Source organism: Stenotrophomonas geniculata ATCC 19374 = JCM 13324 (genome assembly GCF_001431625.1).
GTDB lineage: Bacteria > Pseudomonadota > Gammaproteobacteria > Xanthomonadales > Xanthomonadaceae > Stenotrophomonas > Stenotrophomonas geniculata.
Window position 1 is genome coordinate 1 of the sequence record NZ_LLXT01000137.1, and the last position, 17141, is coordinate 17141.

The 17141-nt window shown below is 67.7% G+C and carries 14 protein-coding genes; 10 read left to right on the plus strand and 4 right to left on the minus strand.

Translation table 11 applies throughout. The features are described from left to right. Positions 1-500: 500 nt before the first annotated feature. Positions 501-1712 carry a tyrosine--tRNA ligase gene (tyrS, locus tag ARC63_RS17830; RefSeq protein ID WP_049480350.1) on the minus strand — a complete coding sequence of 404 codons (1212 nt, stop codon included), beginning with the start codon at positions 1710-1712 and terminating at the stop codon, positions 501-503. Between the two features lie 166 nt (positions 1713-1878). Here tyrS and ARC63_RS17835 point away from each other — a divergent pair, with 166 nt between their 5' ends. Then, positions 1879-3351: a M23 family metallopeptidase gene (locus ARC63_RS17835; RefSeq protein WP_057503975.1), complete on the plus strand. Its 1473-nt coding sequence runs from the start codon at positions 1879-1881 to the stop codon at positions 3349-3351. Positions 3352-3416: 65 nt separating this feature from the next. Further along, positions 3417-4544 carry an anhydro-N-acetylmuramic acid kinase gene (locus ARC63_RS17840; RefSeq protein WP_082587907.1) on the plus strand — a complete coding sequence of 376 codons (1128 nt, stop codon included), beginning with the start codon at positions 3417-3419 and terminating at the stop codon, positions 4542-4544. 118 nt (positions 4545-4662) lie between these two features. Here ARC63_RS17840 and ARC63_RS17845 read toward each other — a convergent pair whose 3' ends face one another. From ARC63_RS17845 to ARC63_RS17855, 3 genes are all read right to left on the minus strand, one after another. Continuing rightward, complete coding sequence (locus ARC63_RS17845) at positions 4663-4893, minus strand: hypothetical protein (protein WP_005420465.1); 231 nt, start codon at positions 4891-4893, stop codon at positions 4663-4665. 78 nt (positions 4894-4971) lie between these two features. After that, on the minus strand, positions 4972-6345 hold the full coding sequence (locus ARC63_RS17850) for an AmpG family muropeptide MFS transporter (protein WP_057503977.1): 1374 nt from the start codon (positions 6343-6345) through the stop codon (positions 4972-4974). Then, the gene (locus ARC63_RS17855; RefSeq protein WP_005420469.1) at positions 6342-7142 is read right to left on the minus strand and encodes an exodeoxyribonuclease III; all 801 of its coding nucleotides are present in this window, start codon (positions 7140-7142) and stop codon (positions 6342-6344) included. The genes ARC63_RS17850 and ARC63_RS17855 overlap by 4 nt, the downstream gene beginning before the upstream one ends. 162 nt (positions 7143-7304) lie before the next feature. Here ARC63_RS17855 and pyrE point away from each other — a divergent pair, with 162 nt between their 5' ends. The 8 genes from pyrE (at position 7305) to ARC63_RS17895 (ending at position 16802) form a co-directional block, all read left to right on the plus strand. Beyond that, on the plus strand, positions 7305-7964 hold the full coding sequence (gene pyrE / locus ARC63_RS17860; RefSeq protein ID WP_010486876.1) for an orotate phosphoribosyltransferase: 660 nt from the start codon (positions 7305-7307) through the stop codon (positions 7962-7964). Positions 7965-7982: 18 nt separating this feature from the next. Continuing rightward, entirely contained in the window at positions 7983-8645 is a 663-nt protein-coding gene (locus tag ARC63_RS17865) for a hypothetical protein (protein WP_057503978.1), read from the plus strand. Between the two features lie 221 nt (positions 8646-8866). Further along, positions 8867-8959 (plus strand): potassium-transporting ATPase subunit F, encoded by a 93-nt coding sequence (locus ARC63_RS17870; protein WP_005407770.1) that lies wholly within the window; start codon positions 8867-8869, stop codon positions 8957-8959. 12 nt (positions 8960-8971) lie between these two features. Next, positions 8972-10681, plus strand: a complete 1710-nt coding sequence (kdpA, locus tag ARC63_RS17875) for a potassium-transporting ATPase subunit KdpA (RefSeq protein WP_010486881.1) — start codon at positions 8972-8974, stop codon at positions 10679-10681. Between the two features lie 10 nt (positions 10682-10691). Then, on the plus strand, positions 10692-12749 hold the full coding sequence (gene kdpB, locus ARC63_RS17880) for a potassium-transporting ATPase subunit KdpB (protein ID WP_057503979.1): 2058 nt from the start codon (positions 10692-10694) through the stop codon (positions 12747-12749). Continuing rightward, a complete protein-coding gene (gene kdpC / locus ARC63_RS17885) occupies positions 12746-13396 on the plus strand; it encodes a potassium-transporting ATPase subunit KdpC (protein ID WP_057503980.1) in 651 nt (216 codons plus the stop codon). Before kdpB ends, kdpC begins: the two co-directional genes overlap by 4 nt. Before the next feature lie 51 nt (positions 13397-13447). Next, positions 13448-16108 carry a sensor histidine kinase gene (locus ARC63_RS17890; protein WP_057503981.1) on the plus strand — a complete coding sequence of 887 codons (2661 nt, stop codon included), beginning with the start codon at positions 13448-13450 and terminating at the stop codon, positions 16106-16108. Next, positions 16089-16802: a response regulator transcription factor gene (locus tag ARC63_RS17895; protein ID WP_019338804.1), complete on the plus strand. Its 714-nt coding sequence runs from the start codon at positions 16089-16091 to the stop codon at positions 16800-16802. The genes ARC63_RS17890 and ARC63_RS17895 overlap by 20 nt, the downstream gene beginning before the upstream one ends. Positions 16803-17141 lie beyond the last annotated feature (339 nt).

The window sequence follows — 17141 nt, forward strand, 5'->3', positions numbered from 1 at the left end:
AAAATTTAAAGCTGCAGATGAATGATTCTGGCAACGTATCGCTTGCTTTAAAACAATTAATAGTTGCTTGATCAAACGTCTGCAAGATGGACAATCATCCCTCCTGCAGGCGCCTTCACAAGATACCTGCGCATACTTTCAAAGATCCGGGGAAGCGGCCTCAGCGCCGTTCCCGTGTGCTGCGAAGTTTCCTTCGTAGCGAGCCGCCCATTATGCCAGACTTTTTCAGTCCGTCAACACCTTCGTTCGATCATCTCGTTCGGCGGTGGTGGGCGCCCTGATGTCGCTGAAGCCCCTTGGTGGCGACCCCTGCGACGGGGGAGGAGAAGTATGTCCCTATTCCCATCATTTGTGAAGGGGGTGTGGCGACTTTTTTCACCGGATGTTGCATCTGTTCAGCCGTCGCGCTGGGGGAGGACCGCTCGAAGAGCAAGCCAAGCGCGGGCTTGGCTCTACAAGAGCATCAAGGAAGGGCCGGCTGCGCCGGCCCTTCCCTGGTGTCAGCCAGCGACCAGGCGCACGCGGGCGAAGGTGCGCTTGCCGACCTGCAGCAGGCCTTCGAAGCCCGGCTGCAGCACCTGCTGGCCATCTTCCACCACTTCGCCGTCCACTTTCACCGCCCGCTCCTTGAGCTTGCGGTTGGCTTCGGAATTACTCGGGGTCAGCCCGGCCGCGGTCAGCAGTGCGGCGATGCGCAGGCCTTCGGCCGGGATCGCCACGTCCTGCAACGGCAGCTGGGTGATGTCACCCTGCCCGGTTACCGCCGCTTCCCAGCCCGCGATCGCCTGCTCGGCCGCCGCAGCGTCGTGGAAGCGGGTCGCCAGTTCACGCGCCAGGCGCAGCTTGACCACACGCGGGTTCAGGCCGCCAGTGGCCACCTGCTCGCGCAGTTGCACGGCTTCGGCCTGGCTGATGTCGAAGGACAGCAGCTCGATCCAGCGCCACATCAGGGTGTCGTCCACCTTCATGGTCTTGGTGACGATGTCGATGGCCGGCTCGCTGATGCCAATGTAGTTGCCCAGCGACTTGGACATCTTGTTGACGCCGTCCAGGCCTTCCAGCAGCGGCATGGTCAGCACCACCTGCGGCTTCTGGCCGTGATGTTCCTGCAGGCCACGGCCCATCAGCAGGTTGAACTTCTGGTCGGTACCGCCCAGCTCGACGTCGGCCTCCAGGGCCACCGAGTCGTAGCCCTGCACCAGCGGGTACAGGAACTCGTGGATGGCGATGGACTGCTGGGCGGCGTAGCGCTTGGCGAAGTCATCGCGCTCGAGCATGCGCGCCACGGTGTGCTGGCCGGCCAGGCGGATCATGTCCGCCGCGCCCATCTTGCCGAACCACTCCGAGTTGAAGCGGACTTCGGTACGGCTGCGGTCCAGCACCTTGAACACCTGCTCCTCATAGGTACGGGCGTTGGCCAGCACATCCTCGCGGCTGAGCGGCTTGCGGGTCAGGCTCTTGCCGGACGGGTCGCCGATCATGCCGGTGAAGTCGCCGATCAGGAAAACGACCTGGTGGCCGAGGTCCTGGAACTGGCGCATCTTGTTCAGCAGTACCGTATGGCCCAGGTGCAGGTCGGGCGCGGTGGGGTCGAAGCCGGCCTTGATCCGCAGCGGACGGCCTTCCTGCAGGCGCGCACGCAGATCCTCGAGCTTGAGGATCTCGTCGGCACCGCGGCCGATCAGGGCAAGGGCTTCTTCAATCGAGGACACGTGACTACTCCCGGCAACGCCGATTCTTGTGTGGGGTGTTAAAGCAAAGTTAACCCGATTGGCTTCACAAAAGCCAATGGGCACAAGGGTTTGACGCGGTTTTCTCAGGTGTCTATGGTAACCGGCGATCAGGCCCGCGCTCCCGGGCTGCCAGGAAAAACCGCCGATGCACAACTCCGAACAAGGGCGCGCACGCAAGCAGCGCTTCCAGGAACGCCTCCACGTCCTGCACGACAACGCCCTGCATCGGAAGCTCAGGCAACATCTTCCCGCCGCCTTCAATGAGCGCTGGACCCGCCGCCATTGGATGCACGCCAGCCTGTTCGCGACCATCGGCGCCCTTGTGGCGACCATCGTCCCCGGTTTCTCGCACACCATCGACGCCCCCTTCGCCGACAGCCATACCAGCCTGGCGCTGCCGTTGCCGCCGCTGACCATGGCCCGCCAGCAGCAGGTGCCCGGTGACAGCTGGCAGGTGCTGCGCGTGCAGCGCGGCCAGACCCTGAGCGACCTGTTCGACAAGGCCGGCATCCCGGCCACCACCCTGCACCGGGTACTGGACCACCCGGGCGCGCGTGAGGCGCTGACCAAGCTGCGCCCGGGTGCCGAGATCGCCTTCGACATGCCGCTGTCCGGTGACCTGCGCAGCATCCGCTTCGACCGCGATGCCGACAACCGGGTGGAACTGAGCCTGACCGGCGACGACATCAAGGAGAAGGTGACCCAGCGCGAGACCTCCACGCGCACCGTGGTCACCAGCGGCGAGATCACCAGTTCGCTGTATGCCGCGGCCCGCCGCGCCGGGCTGTCGCCGTCAGCGATCGCGACGATGACCGACGACATCTTCAAGTACGACATCGACTTCTCGAAGGACCTGCAGCCGGGCGACCGCTTCAGCGTGGTGATGGATGAAACCTGGCGCGAAGGCGAGAAGGTGGACACCAGCAAGATCCTGGCGGCGACCTTCACCACCGGTGGCAAGACCTATTCCGGCTTCCGCTTCGACCGCAACGGCAAGTCCGATTACTACGACATCAACGGCCGTTCGCTGAAGAAGAGCTTCATCCGCATGCCGATCCCCTTCGCACGCTTGAGCTCGACCTTTGGCGCGCGCAAGCACCCGGTGCTGGGCAAGATGCGCATGCACAAGGGCGTGGACTACGCCGCGCGCACCGGCACCCCGATCATGGCCGCCGGCGATGCCCGCGTGCAGTTCGCGGGCGTGCAGCGCGGCTACGGCAATGTGGTGATCCTCGACCACGGCCGCGGCCACACCACTCTGTACGGGCACATGTCGCGCTTTGCGAACATCAAGACCGGCCAGCGCGTGGCCCAGGGCACGGTGATCGGCTATGTCGGCTCGACCGGCCTGGCCACCGGCCCGCATCTGCACTACGAATTCCGCGTCAACGGCGAGCACCGCAACCCGCTGACCGTGACCATGCCGCCGCCGGAGCCGCTGAAGGGCGCCGAGCTGGTCGCCTTCCGCGCGCAGACCGCGCCGGCGATGGCCCGCATCCAGGGCATGGAAAAGCTGATCTACGCCGATGCCAGCCCAGCACCGACCAGCCGCGACGAGGCCGCCCCCGAGGTGGCCAGCGCCAAGGACAAGAGCAGCACCGGCCGCAAGCGCGGCTGAGCCCCTGCGTTGACGAAGAAGGACGCGGCAGCACAAGCTTGCCGCGTCCTTTTTTTATGCCCGCCATGAACACGACTGCCGACGCTGACGTCCCCCTGTACCTTGGCCTGATGTCGGGCACCAGCGCCGACGGCATCGATGCCGCGCTGGTGCAGTTCCCCGCCGGCGGCGGCTGCCGCTTCGTGCACGCGCTGACCGCCCGCTGGGAGCCGGTGCTGCGTACGCGGCTGGTGGCGCTGGGTGAGGGCGGCCCGCTGGACTCGCTGGAGGAGCTGGGCGAGCTGGATGCGCGGATCGCGATCAACTTCGCCGAAGCCGCCAACCAGCTGCTGGCCGAGGCCGGCGTGGATCGCAGCCAGGTGCGCGCGATCGGCTCGCACGGCCAGACCGTGCGCCATCGCCCGCTGGCCGACCCCGCCTTCACCGTCCAGTTGGGCGATGGCAACCGCATCGCGGAGCTGACCGGAATCACCACGGTGTCCGACTTCCGCCGCCGCGACGTGGCGGCCGGTGGCCATGGCGCACCCCTGATGCCGGCCTTCCACCTGGGCATGCTGGGCACCGCCGATGAGGACCGCGCGGTGCTCAACCTGGGCGGCATCGCCAACCTGACCCTGATCCCGCGCGAAGGTGCGGTGCGTGGCTTCGATACCGGCCCGGCCAACGCGTTGATGGATGCCTGGTGCCAGCGCCACACCGGCCGCACCTTCGATGCCGACGGCGCCTACGCCGCCAGCGGCGCGGTGGACGAAAGCCTGCTCGCCGGCTGGCGCTCGGACCCGTGGTTCGCGCTGCCACCGCCGAAGAGCACCGGCCGTGAGCAGTTCCACCTGGCGTGGGCCGAGACGCACATGGGCGAAGGCCAATACGCTGCGGCCGATGTGCAGGCCACCCTGCTGGAGCTGACCGTGGCGACGGTGGCCGATGCGCTGCTGACGCAGCAGCCGCAGACCCGGCGCCTGCTGGTCTGTGGCGGCGGTGTGCGCAACCGGCAGCTGATGAAGCGGCTGGCGGCGCGGCTGCCGGGGGTGCAGGTGGAATCCAGCGCGGTGCTCGGGCTGGAACCGGAGTACGTGGAGGCGATGGGCTTTGCCTGGCTGGCGCAGCGGACGATGGACGGGCTGGCCGGCAACCTGCCGAGCGTGACCGGGGCCAAGGGGCCGCGGATCCTCGGGGCGATCCACCTGGCGTGAGGTGGCGTCATCGGCGCATGTAAGGCGCCGTTGTGGAGCCGAGCCATGCTCGGCTTGGCGTGGGCCGGCGAAGAGCAGCCGAGCGTGGGCTCGGCTCTACAGCATTGCGGCGCGGCCGCTAATCGAAGCCCTGCCCTGCGGGCAAGGCCTGCAGGGCGGCGATGGCGTCGGAGAGCGCGTCCACTTCGGGATCGCCGAAGCCGGAGCGAACTTCCAGTTCACTGCTGAACAGGCCCTGCTCCAGCAAAGCGGCGCAGGTCTGTTCGTGGGTCCAGCCGCGGGCGACCGCGACACGTCGGATGCGTTCCAGCAGCAGCGGGTCCAGGTCCCGCAGCACAACGTCGGCCATGCTCACTTCCCCGTTCGCAAGGCACCGCCCCCTCGGCGCGTCGGGGGCGATGATCCCGCAGACCGGGCGGGCAGGCAATCAGGTGGCGCTGGCGGCCTGGCGACGGCGCTGCTGCAGGATCAGCAGGGCGCAGAGGATCACCACCGGGATCGCCACCAGCGCGGTACCGACGAAGAACAGCGCGTAGCCTTCCAGCAGCGTCCGGCCCTGTGCGAGCGTCTGTACCGACCACCCCGAGAGCCCCTTGAGCGCCTTGCCGGGCATCGCGTAGAACGAACTCAGCAGCGCGTACTGGGTTGCGGTGTATCCGATGCTGGTCAGGCTGGACATATAGGCGATCAGCGCCGTACCGGCGAAACCGCTGGCGAAGTTGTCGATGGCCATGGCCACGGCAAAATGGGTCGTGTCCGGGCCCGAATAGGCCAGCCAGGCAAATGCCAGGTTGGAGGCCGGCCCCAGCACGGCACCCACCATCAGCGCCGCCAGCACCCCCCAGCGAACCGAGACCAGGCCTGCCGCAGCAATGCCGACGAAGGTCGCGACCAGGCCCACCGAGCCACGCACCGCGCCAACGGTGTCCTCGTCCAGGCCAAGATCGACGTAGAACGGGTTGGCCATCGGCCCCATGACGAAGTCGGCCATGCGATAGACGCTGATGGCCACCAGGATCAGGATCGCGCCGCTGCGATGCTCGCGGACGAAGGCGATGAACGGCCCCGCCACGGCGTCGAACAATCCGCGCGGCGTCCACAGGGAGGTCGCCTGTGCCTGCACGGCAGCCACTTCCCGCGCGGGTTCACGGGCCATGACCACGGCTACCACGCCAAGCGCCATCAGCACGGCCATGATCTCGTAGGAGACCTGCCAGCCAACACGGGCCGCGATGATCAGGATCAGCGCATCGGTGACCAGCAAGGCAGTGCGGTAGCCCAATGCTGAGGATGAGGTCAGCAGGCCAAGCTGCTCGCTGTTGTCAGCACTTTCAATGCGCCAGGCATCGATGACGATGTCCTGGGTGGCCGAAGCAAACGCCACGATCACGGCCATTACGCCGAACACGACGATGTGCTGCCAGGCGATGCCCAGGAACTGGATCTGGCCGCCCTTGGGCTGGACCAGCGCCATGCCGACAAGGCCCACCACTACGACCAGCTGCGACAGCAGCATCCAGCCGCGGCGGCGGCCAAAACGACCGAACAGAGGCACGTCGGTCTTGTCGACGATCGGCGCCCACAGGAACTTCATGGTGTAGGCCAGCCCGACCCATGACAGGAAACCGATCGTGCTCAGCTCGATGCCTTCCTTGCGCATCCAGAAGCCGAGCGTGTTGCCCACCAGATAGATGGGCAGGCCCGAACTGAAACCGAGCAGCAGCATCGCCAGCACCTTGCGCTGGCTCAGGTTGGACAACACCTGCTGCCACGGTCGGCGCGGCTTGGCGGCCTCGGTCACAGGTCGTAGTCCACGGTGAACGGGGCGTGGTCGGAGAAGCGCTCGTCGCGGTAGATCGAACAGCTACGCAGTTTGTCGCGCAGGCCCGGAGTGATGAACTGGTAGTCGATACGCCAGCCGACGTTGTTCGCACGGGCGGCGCCGCGGTTGCTCCACCAGGTGTAATCCTCGCCGGTGGGGTTGAGCAGGCGGTAGGCATCGGCCCAGCCACGGCCGGCGGCGACATCGGTGGCCTGGCCGTGGTCGGCGCACAGGGCGTTGAGCCAGTCGCGCTCCTCCGGCAGGCAGCCGGAATTCTTCTGGTTGGACTTCCAGTTCTTGATGTCCAGCGCCGAACGCACGATGTTCCAGTCGCCGCACAGCACGTAGTCGCGGCCGCTGCGCGCCCACTCCTCCAGGATCGGCCGCAGCCATTCCATCACTTCGAACTTGAAGCCCTGGCGCAGGTCGCCCGAGCTGCCGGACGGGATGTAGAAGGAGACCACGCTGAGGTTGCCGTAGCGCGCCTCGATGTAGCGGCCTTCGTCGTCGAACGGCGCCCAGCCCAGCGAGGTGATGACCTGGTCCGGCTCGCGCTTGCTGTAGATCGCCACGCCGCTGTAGCCCTTCTTGGTGATGGCGTCGCGATAGAAGCAGTGGTGCCCGTCTGGACGGAACATCGGGTCGGTCAGCTGGTCTTCCTGGGCCTTGGTCTCCTGGATGCACAGGACGTCGGCGTCCTGGGCACGGAACCAGTCGAGGAAGCCCTTGGTCGCGGCGGAACGGATGCCATTGGCGTTGAAACTGATGATGCGCATGCAAGGGACCTACGACAGGAAACCGGGCAAGCATACCGGTTGCCCGCGGGGCTGCGCAGTCTGCCCGGCCAGGCCGCGACGCCCTTCACACGGGTCCGGACGAGCGCGAAACGCCCAGCTGGATTAGGATTTATGCTCCAAATGAAGATGAATCGAGTTTTGATGAGCGACCACCGCCACCGTTTCCTGCAGCTGGCCCTGACCGCCGACGCCCTGCGCTTCGGCCAGTTCACCCTCAAGTCCGGCCGGCTGAGCCCCTATTTCTTCAACGCCGGTCGTTTCGACTCCGGTTCGCTGCTGTCGCAGCTTGGCGCCTGCTACGCCGATGCCATCGATGCCACCGGAATCAAGTACGACGTGGTGTTCGGCCCGGCCTACAAGGGCATCCCGCTGGCCACCGCGATGGCCTGTGAGCTGGCCCAGCGTGGCCGCGACCTGCCGCTGTCGTTCAACCGCAAGGAAGCCAAGGACCATGGCGAAGGCGGCCAGCTGATCGGCGCCGACATGAATGGCAAGCGCGTGCTGATCGTCGACGACGTGATCACCGCCGGTACCGCGATCCGCGAAGCGCTGGGCATCATTCGCGCTGCCGGTGGCACCCCGGCCGGCATCGTGGTGGCGCTTGACCGCCAGGAGATCGCTTCGGAAACCGATCGCCGTTCGGCGGCGCAGTCGGTGGCCGAGGAGGCCGGCATTCCGGTGATCGCCGTGGCATCGCTGGCCGATCTGCTTGATTTCGCCTCCGGCAACCCGGAGCTTGTGGGCTACCGGCAGCCGCTGGAAGCCTACCGGGCCCAGTACGGCGTCCGTTCGATCCGCTGACCGACCAGGGGAAAGGTCATGTCCCGAGTTCCTGCTGTTCTCTTTGCCGGCCTGCTGCTGGCCGTGCCGTTCACGCTGCCGGCGCAGTCGCGGGGTGGCGACAAGGTGGAGAAGAAGCTGTACTGCTGGAACGAGGGCAAGGAGCGGATCTGCAGTGATTCGCTGCCGGCCGATGCGGTCAACCATGCCCGCGAGGAATTCAACGCGAAAAGTGGCCTGCGCAATGCGCAGGTCCAGCGCGCGTTGACCGACGAAGAGCGTGCCGCCGCCAGCACGGTGGCCGCGCAGCAGCAGCTGGACCTGATGGCCGAGCAGACCCGCCAGCGCACCGAGCAGGCGATGCTGACCACCTATGGCAGCGAGGACGACCTGCGCCGGGTGTTCGCCGAGCGCCAGGAAGTGCTGGACAACAACCTGAAGACGGCCGAGTACAACGTCACCAGCCTGCGCGAGTCGCTGGTGGCCCTGTTGTCGGCCGCCGGCGACCGTGAACTGGCCGGCGCCAAGGTGGCCGACAAGCAGGCCGGGGCGATCCGCCAGCGGCACGTGCAGCTGCAGGCGCAGCAGCGCCTGCAGGCCGGGTTCCTGCAGCAGCAGCAGGCGCTGAAGGCCGAGATCGACAGCACGCTGCAGCGCTACCGCGAGCTGAAGGGCGTGGCACCGGCGAGCCAGGCCCCGTGATTCGCTTGTAGAGCCGAGCCCATGCTCGGCTCCGCGTGACCTTGGGAAAGAGCAGCCGAGCATGGGCTCGGCTCTACAGTAGGCGGCGCCTGGTTACGGCCTGGCCCACGAAATTTATGCACTCTTTACGCGTCGGCCCGGTCCGGCGCGTAGTGCGTTTATGGGCGGCAGGACGACGATGACGACCTGAGGTGGAGGGGTTCCACCAGGACGCTATTGCAATGTCCCCCTGGCTGTCGTTGTTGTGTGGCGTGCTGGTGCTGGTCGCCGCCGCCTATCTTCTCTATGTCGTGCTGCGGCCCGAGTCGTTCTGAGCGGAGCCGGCCATGACTGAGATGCTTGTGATTATTGCCGCCAGCCTGCTGCTGGCGTGGCCGCTGGGCCTGTACCTGGCCCGCGTGATGCGTGGCACGCCGATGAAGGTCGACGTGCTGTTCCACTGGATCGAGAAGCCGCTGTACCGGATGTTCGGTGTTGATCCGGCACGTTCGATGTCCTGGCGCGGCTACGTGCTGGCCTTCGTCCTGAGCAACGTGGTGGTCGCGGTGCTGACCCAGGCGGTGTTCATGACCCAGGCCTGGCTGCCGCTGAATCCGGATCAGATCCCGAACATGCGCTGGGACACCGCGCTGCACACGATGATCTCGTTCCTGACCAACACCAACCAGCAGCACTATTCGGGCCAGGCGCAGCTGTCCTACCTCTCGCAGATGACCGGCATCACCGGCCTGCAGGTGGTGACGCCGATGATGGGCCTGGCGCTGGCGGTAGCGACACTGCGCGCGCTGTTCTCGCGTGCGCCGCAGGCTGCGGCCGCCACCGGCAGCGGCGATGACCGCCAGGTGGCGGTGGGCAACTACTACGTGGACGTGGTGCGCCTGTGCGTGCGCTTCCTGCTGCCGCTGTGCCTGGTGTGGACACTGGTGCTGACCAGCCAGGGCGTGCCGTCGACGATGGCCGGTGGGCCACAGGCCACGCCGATCGATGCCAGCGCCGGCATGGCCGGACAGAAGCTGCCGTTGGGTCCGGTGGCGGCAATGGTCGCGGCCAAGCAGCTGGGTGCCAACGGTGGCGGCTGGTACGGCCCGAACAGCAGCTTCCCGCTGGAGAACCCGACCCCGCTGTCGAACGCGCTGGAGATCGTCGGCATCCTTCTGGTGCCGATGGCGGTGATCTTCATGATCGGCGCGTTCACCGGCCGGCGCCGCTTCGGCGCCTTGGTGTTCAGTTGCATGCTGGGCATGTCGCTGCTGTCCACCGGCGCGATGATGTGGAGCGAAGGGCATAGCGCCAGCGCCGCCACGCCGTTGCTGATGGAAGGCAAAGAGGTGCGCTTCGGTGCCGACGGCACTGCGCTGTGGGCGGCGGTGACCACCCAGGTCTCGAACGGCTCGGTCAACGGCATGCACGATTCGCTGGCGCCGCTCAGTGGCGGCATCGCGATGGTCAACATGCTGGTCAGCGCGATCTGGGGCGGCATTGGCTGTGGCCTGCAGCAGTTCATCGTGTACCTGCTGCTGGGCGTGTTCCTGGCCGGGTTGATGACCGGGCGCACGCCGGAACTGTTCGGCCGCAAGCTGGAGACGCCACAGGTCCGCCTGTTGGCCCTGCTGGTGCTGCTGCAGCCGATCACCCTGCTGGTGTTCACCGCGATCACCCTGGCCGTACCCGGCCTGGCGGGCACGTCCAACCCCGGTTTCCATGGCATCAGCCAGGTCTTCTACGAATACGTCTCGGCCTATGCCAACAACGGTTCGGGCTTCGAAGGGCTGGGTGACGCCACGCTGTGGTGGAACCTGAGCTGCTCGCTGGTGCTGCTGCTGGGCCGCTTCCCACTGCTGATCATCCCGCTGGTGGTGGCCGCACAGCTGGCCGCCAAGCGCCAGGCGCCGGAGTCTGCCGGCAGCCTGCAGATCGAAACGCCGACCTTCGCCCTGACCCTGGTCTCGGTGATCGTCATCCTGACCGTGCTGCAGTTCATGCCGGCGCTGGTACTCGGCCCGATTGCCGACCACCTGAGCCTGGGACTGCACTGAGGACACCCCCATGAGTAGTCATGCAAGTTCAACCCGTAGTTCCCATGCGCCGCGCCCTGCCCTGCTCGATGCCGCCGGCCTGCGCCGTGCGCTGATCGAGGCGGTGCGCAAGCTGTCGCCGATGCATCTGGTGCGCAGCCCGGTGATGGCGGTGGTGATGGCCGGCACGATCGTGGCAGCGATCGTCACCCTGACCGGCAATGCGCCGCTGGGCTTCGGCCTGGCGGTGACCGCGATCCTGCTGGTGACCGTGCTGTTCGGCAACTTCGCCGAGGCGGTGGCCGAAGCCCGCGGCCGTGGCCAGGCCGCCTCGCTGCGCCGTGCCCGCCAGGATCTGGTGGCGCGCCGGCTGGCTGCGCCGCAGCCGGGCGCGGCCGAAACCCAGGTACCCGCCGCCGAACTGCGCCCGGGCGACCATGTGATCGTCAGTGCCGGTGAGCTGGTGCCGGCCGACGGCGAGATCGTGCAGGGCCTGGCCACCATCAACGAAGCGGCGGTGACCGGCGAATCGGCACCGGTGCTGCGCGAGGCTGGCACCGACCGTTCCGGTGTGATCGGCGGCACCAAGGTGCTGTCCGACCAGATCATCGTGCGGGTGACCGCCGAGCCGGGCCACAGCTTCCTGGACCGGATGATTGCCCTGGTGGAGGGTGCCAACCGCCAGAAGACCCCGAACGAGATCGCGCTGACCCTGCTGCTGGCGGCGATGACGCTGACCTTCCTGGTGGTGGTGGCGACGCTGCCTGCGATCGGCGCCTCCGTGGGCGTCAAGGTCGACCCGCTGTTGCTGATCGCGCTGCTGGTGTGCCTGATCCCGACCACCATCGGCGGGTTGCTGCCGGCCATCGGCATCGCCGGCATGAACCGTGCGCTGGCCGCCAATGTGCTGGCCAAGTCGGGCAAGGCGGTGGAGGTGGCCGGCGACGTCGACGTGCTGCTGCTGGACAAGACCGGCACCATCACCTACGGCGACCGCCAGGCCAGCCACTTCCATCCGTTGGCCGGTATCGATGCCAGCCAGCTGCGTGAAGCGGCGCTGCTGTCTTCGCTGGCCGACCCGACCCCGGAAGGCAAGTCGATCGTGCGCCTTGCGCGCGAACAGGGCTGCGCCACCGCCGAACCGAACCATGCCGACTACCTGGCCTTCACTGCCCAGACCCGCATGTCCGGCGTGGACCTGGAACATGGGCGGCAGATCCGCAAGGGTGCCGCCGATGCGATCCGTGCTCACGTGCAGGCGCTGGGTGGCAACGTGCCTGCGGAACTTGCAGGTCGCGTCGAGCAGGTGGCGCGCAACGGCGCCACCCCGCTGGTGGTGGCCGAGGGCCGCCACGTGCTGGGCGTGATCGAGCTGTCGGACGTGGTCAAGCACGGCATGCGCGAGAAGTTCGCGCAGCTGCGGGCGATGGGCATCCGCACGGTGATGATCACCGGTGACAACCCGCTGACCGCCGCCGCCATCGCTGCCGAGGCCGGTGTGGACGACTACATCGCCGAAGCGCGGCCGGAAGACAAGCTGGCGCGCATCCGCCAGGAGCAGGCCGGTGGCCGCCTGGTGGCGATGGTCGGCGACGGTACCAACGACGCCCCGGCGCTGGCCCAGGCCGACATCGGCCTGGCGATGAACTCCGGCACGCAGGCGGCGAAAGAGGCCGGCAACATGGTCGACCTGGATTCGGACCCGGCCAAGCTGCTGGCGGTGGTGGAAGTGGGCAAGCAGCAGCTGATCACCCGCGGCGCGCTGACCACCTTCTCGCTGGCCAACGACGTCTCCAAGTACTTCGCGATCCTGCCGGCGCTGTTCGCCGCTGCCGTTCCGACCATGGCCGCACTGAACGTGATGCAGCTGTCGAGCCCGCGCAACGCCGTGCTGGCGGCGCTGATCTTCAACGCCCTGGTGATTCCCGCCCTGATTCCGCTCGCCCTGCGTGGCGTGCGCTTCCGCCCGGCCACCGCAACGGCGCTGCTGCGCCGGAACATGCTGGTGTACGGCCTCGGCGGCGTGCTGCTGCCGTTCGCGGCAATCAAGGCGATCGACCTCCTTCTTGTCCTGGTATTCGGCGCATGAACCGTACTGTTTCCACTTCGTCTTCCCTTCCCCGCGAACAGAAAGCCGAGGCCCGCGTGGCCAGCCTGCAGGAGGGCGCAAGCTGGTGCCCGGCGATCGGCCTGGGCCTGGCCACGCTGCTGCTGGCCGGCGCGGTCTACGCCGGTATCGCCACCGGTTTCGCCGGCCTGGCCTACCCGACCCAGGCCGAGGGCAGCCTGCTGCGCGATGGCAACGGCCAGGTACGCGGCTCGGCATGGCTGTCGCAGCCGTTCACCGGTGACGGCTACTTCCAGGCGCGCCCGTCGGCCGCCAACTACGACCCGATGGCCGCGGCCGGTTCCAACATGGCGCGCAGCAACCCGGCACTGGCCGAGCGCGTGGCTGCCAGCACGGCTGCGGTAGCCGCACGCGAAGGTGTCGCGCCGGCGCAGGTGCCTGCGGATCTGGTCACCCAGTCCGCAGGCGGCCTGGATCCGCAGCTGTCGCCGGCGGCGGCTCAGCTGCAGGTGGCACGCGTAGCGCGTGCCCGTGGCCTGCCGGTGGCGCGCGTACAAGCGCTGGTGCAGGCGCATACCGAAGGCCGCCAGTGGGGCCTGTTCGGCCAGCCGCGGGTGAACGTGGTGACGCTGAACTTCGCGCTGGACCACGCGGCCAAGGCGCCGTGATGCCGACCTGCACCGGCTGCGCGCACAATGGCGGGCATGACAGCGGCACCCATGACTGATGCGCGTACCCGCCAGGCCGATGCCCTGGTCGAAGGCCTGCAACGCGAAGCCGGCGGCAAGCTGACCGTGTTCCTCGGCGCGGCGCCGGGCGTGGGCAAGACCTACACCATGCTGACCCGCGCGCAGGAACAGCTGCGCCGCGGCGTTGACCTGGTGGTCGGGCTGGTGGAAACCCACGGCCGCGCCGATACCCAGGCGCTGCTGGAGGGCCTGCCGCAGCTGTCGCTGAAAGCGGTGGCCTACCACGGCCACACCCTGCAGGAGATGGACCTGGATGCCGTGCTCGCGCGGCACCCAGCGCTGGTACTGGTGGATGAACTGGCCCATCGCAACGCGCCGGGCAGCCGCCATGAGCGGCGCTGGCAGGATGTGATGGAGCTGCTGGACGCCGGCATCGACGTCTGGACCACGGTCAACATCCAGCATCTGGAAAGCCTCAACGATGTGGTGATGCGCATCACCGGCGTGCGCGTCAGCGAGACCGTGCCGGACGGTGTGCTCGACCGACTGCACGACATCGTGCTGGTGGACCTGCCCCCGCGCGAACTGATCGCGCGCCTGCAGCAGGGCAAGGTCTATGTGCCCGAACAGGCCGCGCAGGCACTGCAGGCATTCTTCTCGCCGGCCAACCTGACCGCGTTGCGCGAACTGGCCATGCAGGAAGCTGCCGACCGCGTCGACAGCAGCCTGCGCGAAGCACGCGCCGCACGCGGCGAGAGCAACCTGCCGCTGCGTCGCGGCGTTCTGGTGGCCATTGATGGCGGCGGCCAGAGCGAATACCTGGTGCGCGTGGCGCGGCGCATCGCAGAGCGCCGTGACGCGCCGTGGACGGTAGTGACCGTGCAGGGCCGGCGCCAGGACGAGGCGACCCGGCGCGAGATCGATGCGGCCTTTGCGCTGGCAAGGCGGCTGGGCGGCGACGCCGAACTGCTGCACGGATCGAGCATCGCCGATGCCCTGCTCGACCACGCCGCGCACAATGGCGTGTCGACCCTGGTGCTGGGCCGGACCCGCGAACGGCCGCTGGCGCGGATGTTCAACCGCACCCTGACCCAGCAGCTGATCCAGCGCGGCGCGCACTACGAGATCACCATCATCAGCACCCCGCAGGCGCGGGCGCGCTCGCGCCGCGAGGGCCTGCTGCCGCCGATGCGTGGCATCAGCTACGAGCCGGCACAGGCACTGATCGCCACTGCACTGGCCTGTGCGGTGGCCTGGCTGGCCGAACGTTGGGTGGGCATGGCCGACCTGTCGATGGTGTTCATCGTCGCGGTGGTGCTGGTGGCGGCGCGCACCCGCGCCAGCGTGGCGGTGATGGCGGCGATCCTGTGCTTCCTGGCCTACAACTTCCTGTTCATCGCGCCACGCTTCACCTTCGCCATCGGCGCGCGCCAAGGCGTGATCACCGTGTTCCTGTTCCTGGCCGCCGCGCTGGTGGCCGGACGCCTGGCCTCGCGCCTGCGCATGCAGGTGATCGCGCTGCGTGCCGCCAACCGCCATGCGCGTGCGCGCCAGCAGTTGGGCCGCCAGCTGGCCAGTGCCGCCGGCAACGGCGAGGTGGCGCAGGCGGGTCGGCATGCACTGGAACAGGCCATGGACGTGCCGGCGTGGCTGCGGATCGGCGCCGATACCGCAACCGGTGGCCGCAGCCAGCCTGGCGATACCGATCTGGCCGCCGCCGACTGGGCGCTGCGCCACGGCCAGCCCAGCGGCCGCTTCACCGACACTCTGGCCGGCGCGCAATGGTGGTTCCTGCCGCTGCTGGATGGCGAAGACCGCGCGATCGGCGTGGCCGGCCTGTACCTGCCCGGCGCGCAGGCGCGCCTGCTGCCCGAGCAGCGGCAGCTGGCCGAAGCGATGGTGGATGACATCGCGCAGGCCGCGCTGCGCACGCGGCTGGTGGCCGAACTGGAACAGGCCCACGTCAGCAACGAGACCGAGCGATTGCGCTCGGCCCTGCTCTCTTCGGTATCGCACGATCTGCGCTCGCCGCTGGCGGCGATGATCGGTTCGGCCGACAGCCTGGCCAGCTACGGTGCGGCGATGGATACAGCCGATCGCCGTGCCCTGCTGGACACCATCCTGGTCGAGGGCGAACGGCTGGACCGCTACATCCAGAACCTGCTGGACATGACCCGCCTCGGCCACGAAGGATTGAAGATCAACCGCGACTGGATCGGCGTGGACGAACTGATCGGCTCGGCGGCGCGGCGCCTGCAGCGCTACCAGCCCAAGGTACGGCTGGAGCTGGATATTCCCTCCACGCTGGCGCCGATCTGGGTGCACCCGGCGCTGGTCGAGCAGGCCGTGTTCAATGTGATGGAAAACGCGGCCAAGTTCTCGCCGCCCGATGCCGCCGTGCAGGTGCAGGCGCGCGAGCTGGACGGCCAGCTGCGCATCGACGTGATCGATGCCGGCCCCGGCATTCCCGATGACGAGCGTGCGCGCATCTTCGACATGTTCTACAGCGTCGAGCGCGGCGACCGCGGCCGCCACGGCACCGGTCTGGGCCTGACCATCTGCCAGGGCATGATCGGCGCGCATGGCGGCAGCGTGCAGGCGCTGCCCGGACGCGACGGTCGCGGTACCCTGATCCGCATCACCCTGCCCCTGCTCAAGCCAGCCTCCCACGATGAGCCCGACCCCGATTGATGCCAGCGTGCCGGCCGCGCGCGTGCTGGTGATCGATGATGAAACCCAGATCCGCCGGTTCCTGGATATCAGCCTGCGCGCGCAGGGCTACCAGGTACGGCAGGCCGCGACCGGCCAGGAAGGCCTGGAGATGGCCGCCAGCGAAGACATGGACCTGGTGATCCTGGACATCGGCCTGCCGGACATGGAAGGCCACGAGGTGCTGGAGCAGCTGCGGCAATGGAGCCAGGTGCCGGTGATCATGCTGACCGTTCGCGCCGGCGAAACCGAGAAGGTGCGGGCGCTGGACAACGGCGCCAACGACTACGTGACCAAACCCTTCGGTACCCAGGAGCTGATGGCGCGGGTACGGGCGCTGCTGCGCACGCGCAGCGTGCCCAGCGACGGCACCCCGCCGGTGTTCGACGATGGCCATCTGCATGTGGACCTGGTGCGCCGTGAAGTGGCACTCGATGGTGAACCGGTGGCGCTGACCCGCAAAGAATACGCGCTACTGTCGCTGCTGCTGCGCAATGCCGGGCGCGTGGTGACCCAGCCGCAGATCCTGCAGGAGATCTGGGGGCCGACCCACCAGCACGACACCCATTACCTGCGCATCCTGGTCGGCAAGCTGCGGCACAAGCTGGGTGATTCGGCGCTGGATTCGCGCTACCTGTTCACCGAACCGGGCGTGGGATTGCGGTTCAAGGGGTGAGGGTGTGTCGACCAAGGTCGACACCCACCAAAGCGAATTCGGAAGAACATCCACGCATGGCGTGGATCTACTGTGTCGACCAAGGTCGACACCTACCAACAGCTCCAGGATATTGTCAGGGGTGGGGCGGTGTCGGAGTGCGGGGTGTCAGCCGCATGGGCCCGAGGCATGCCTCGGGCGGGTTGGGCAGGACGCCCAACCCCGGTCTTGCCGTGTGCGCAGGACAGCGCACACGAGCAAGCGGCGGCCAAGCTTACAGGGACGTACTTGCTGCGTCCCCGCACTCCGACACCGCCCCGCCATCCCACGGATAGCCGGCCCTTTGCCAGGTCGGTGATT

Excerpts from the sequence above, each read along its gene's own strand:
- ARC63_RS17835 (WP_057503975.1), top strand. The coding sequence starts at position 1,879 with ATGCACAACTCCGAACAAGGGCGCGCACGCAAGCAGCGCTTCCAGGAA.
- ARC63_RS17840 (WP_082587907.1), top strand. The coding sequence starts at position 3,417 with ATGAACACGACTGCCGACGCTGACGTCCCCCTGTACCTTGGCCTGATG.
- ARC63_RS17845 (WP_005420465.1), bottom strand. The coding sequence starts at position 4,893 with ATGGCCGACGTTGTGCTGCGGGACCTGGACCCGCTGCTGCTGGAACGC.
- ARC63_RS17855 (WP_005420469.1), bottom strand. The coding sequence starts at position 7,142 with ATGCGCATCATCAGTTTCAACGCCAATGGCATCCGTTCCGCCGCGACC.
- pyrE (WP_010486876.1), top strand. The coding sequence starts at position 7,305 with ATGAGCGACCACCGCCACCGTTTCCTGCAGCTGGCCCTGACCGCCGAC.
- ARC63_RS17865 (WP_057503978.1), top strand. The coding sequence starts at position 7,983 with ATGTCCCGAGTTCCTGCTGTTCTCTTTGCCGGCCTGCTGCTGGCCGTG.
- ARC63_RS17870 (WP_005407770.1), top strand. The coding sequence starts at position 8,867 with ATGTCCCCCTGGCTGTCGTTGTTGTGTGGCGTGCTGGTGCTGGTCGCC.
- kdpA (WP_010486881.1), top strand. The coding sequence starts at position 8,972 with ATGACTGAGATGCTTGTGATTATTGCCGCCAGCCTGCTGCTGGCGTGG.
- kdpB (WP_057503979.1), top strand. The coding sequence starts at position 10,692 with ATGAGTAGTCATGCAAGTTCAACCCGTAGTTCCCATGCGCCGCGCCCT.
- kdpC (WP_057503980.1), top strand. The coding sequence starts at position 12,746 with ATGAACCGTACTGTTTCCACTTCGTCTTCCCTTCCCCGCGAACAGAAA.
- ARC63_RS17890 (WP_057503981.1), top strand. The coding sequence starts at position 13,448 with ATGACTGATGCGCGTACCCGCCAGGCCGATGCCCTGGTCGAAGGCCTG.
- ARC63_RS17895 (WP_019338804.1), top strand. The coding sequence starts at position 16,089 with ATGAGCCCGACCCCGATTGATGCCAGCGTGCCGGCCGCGCGCGTGCTG.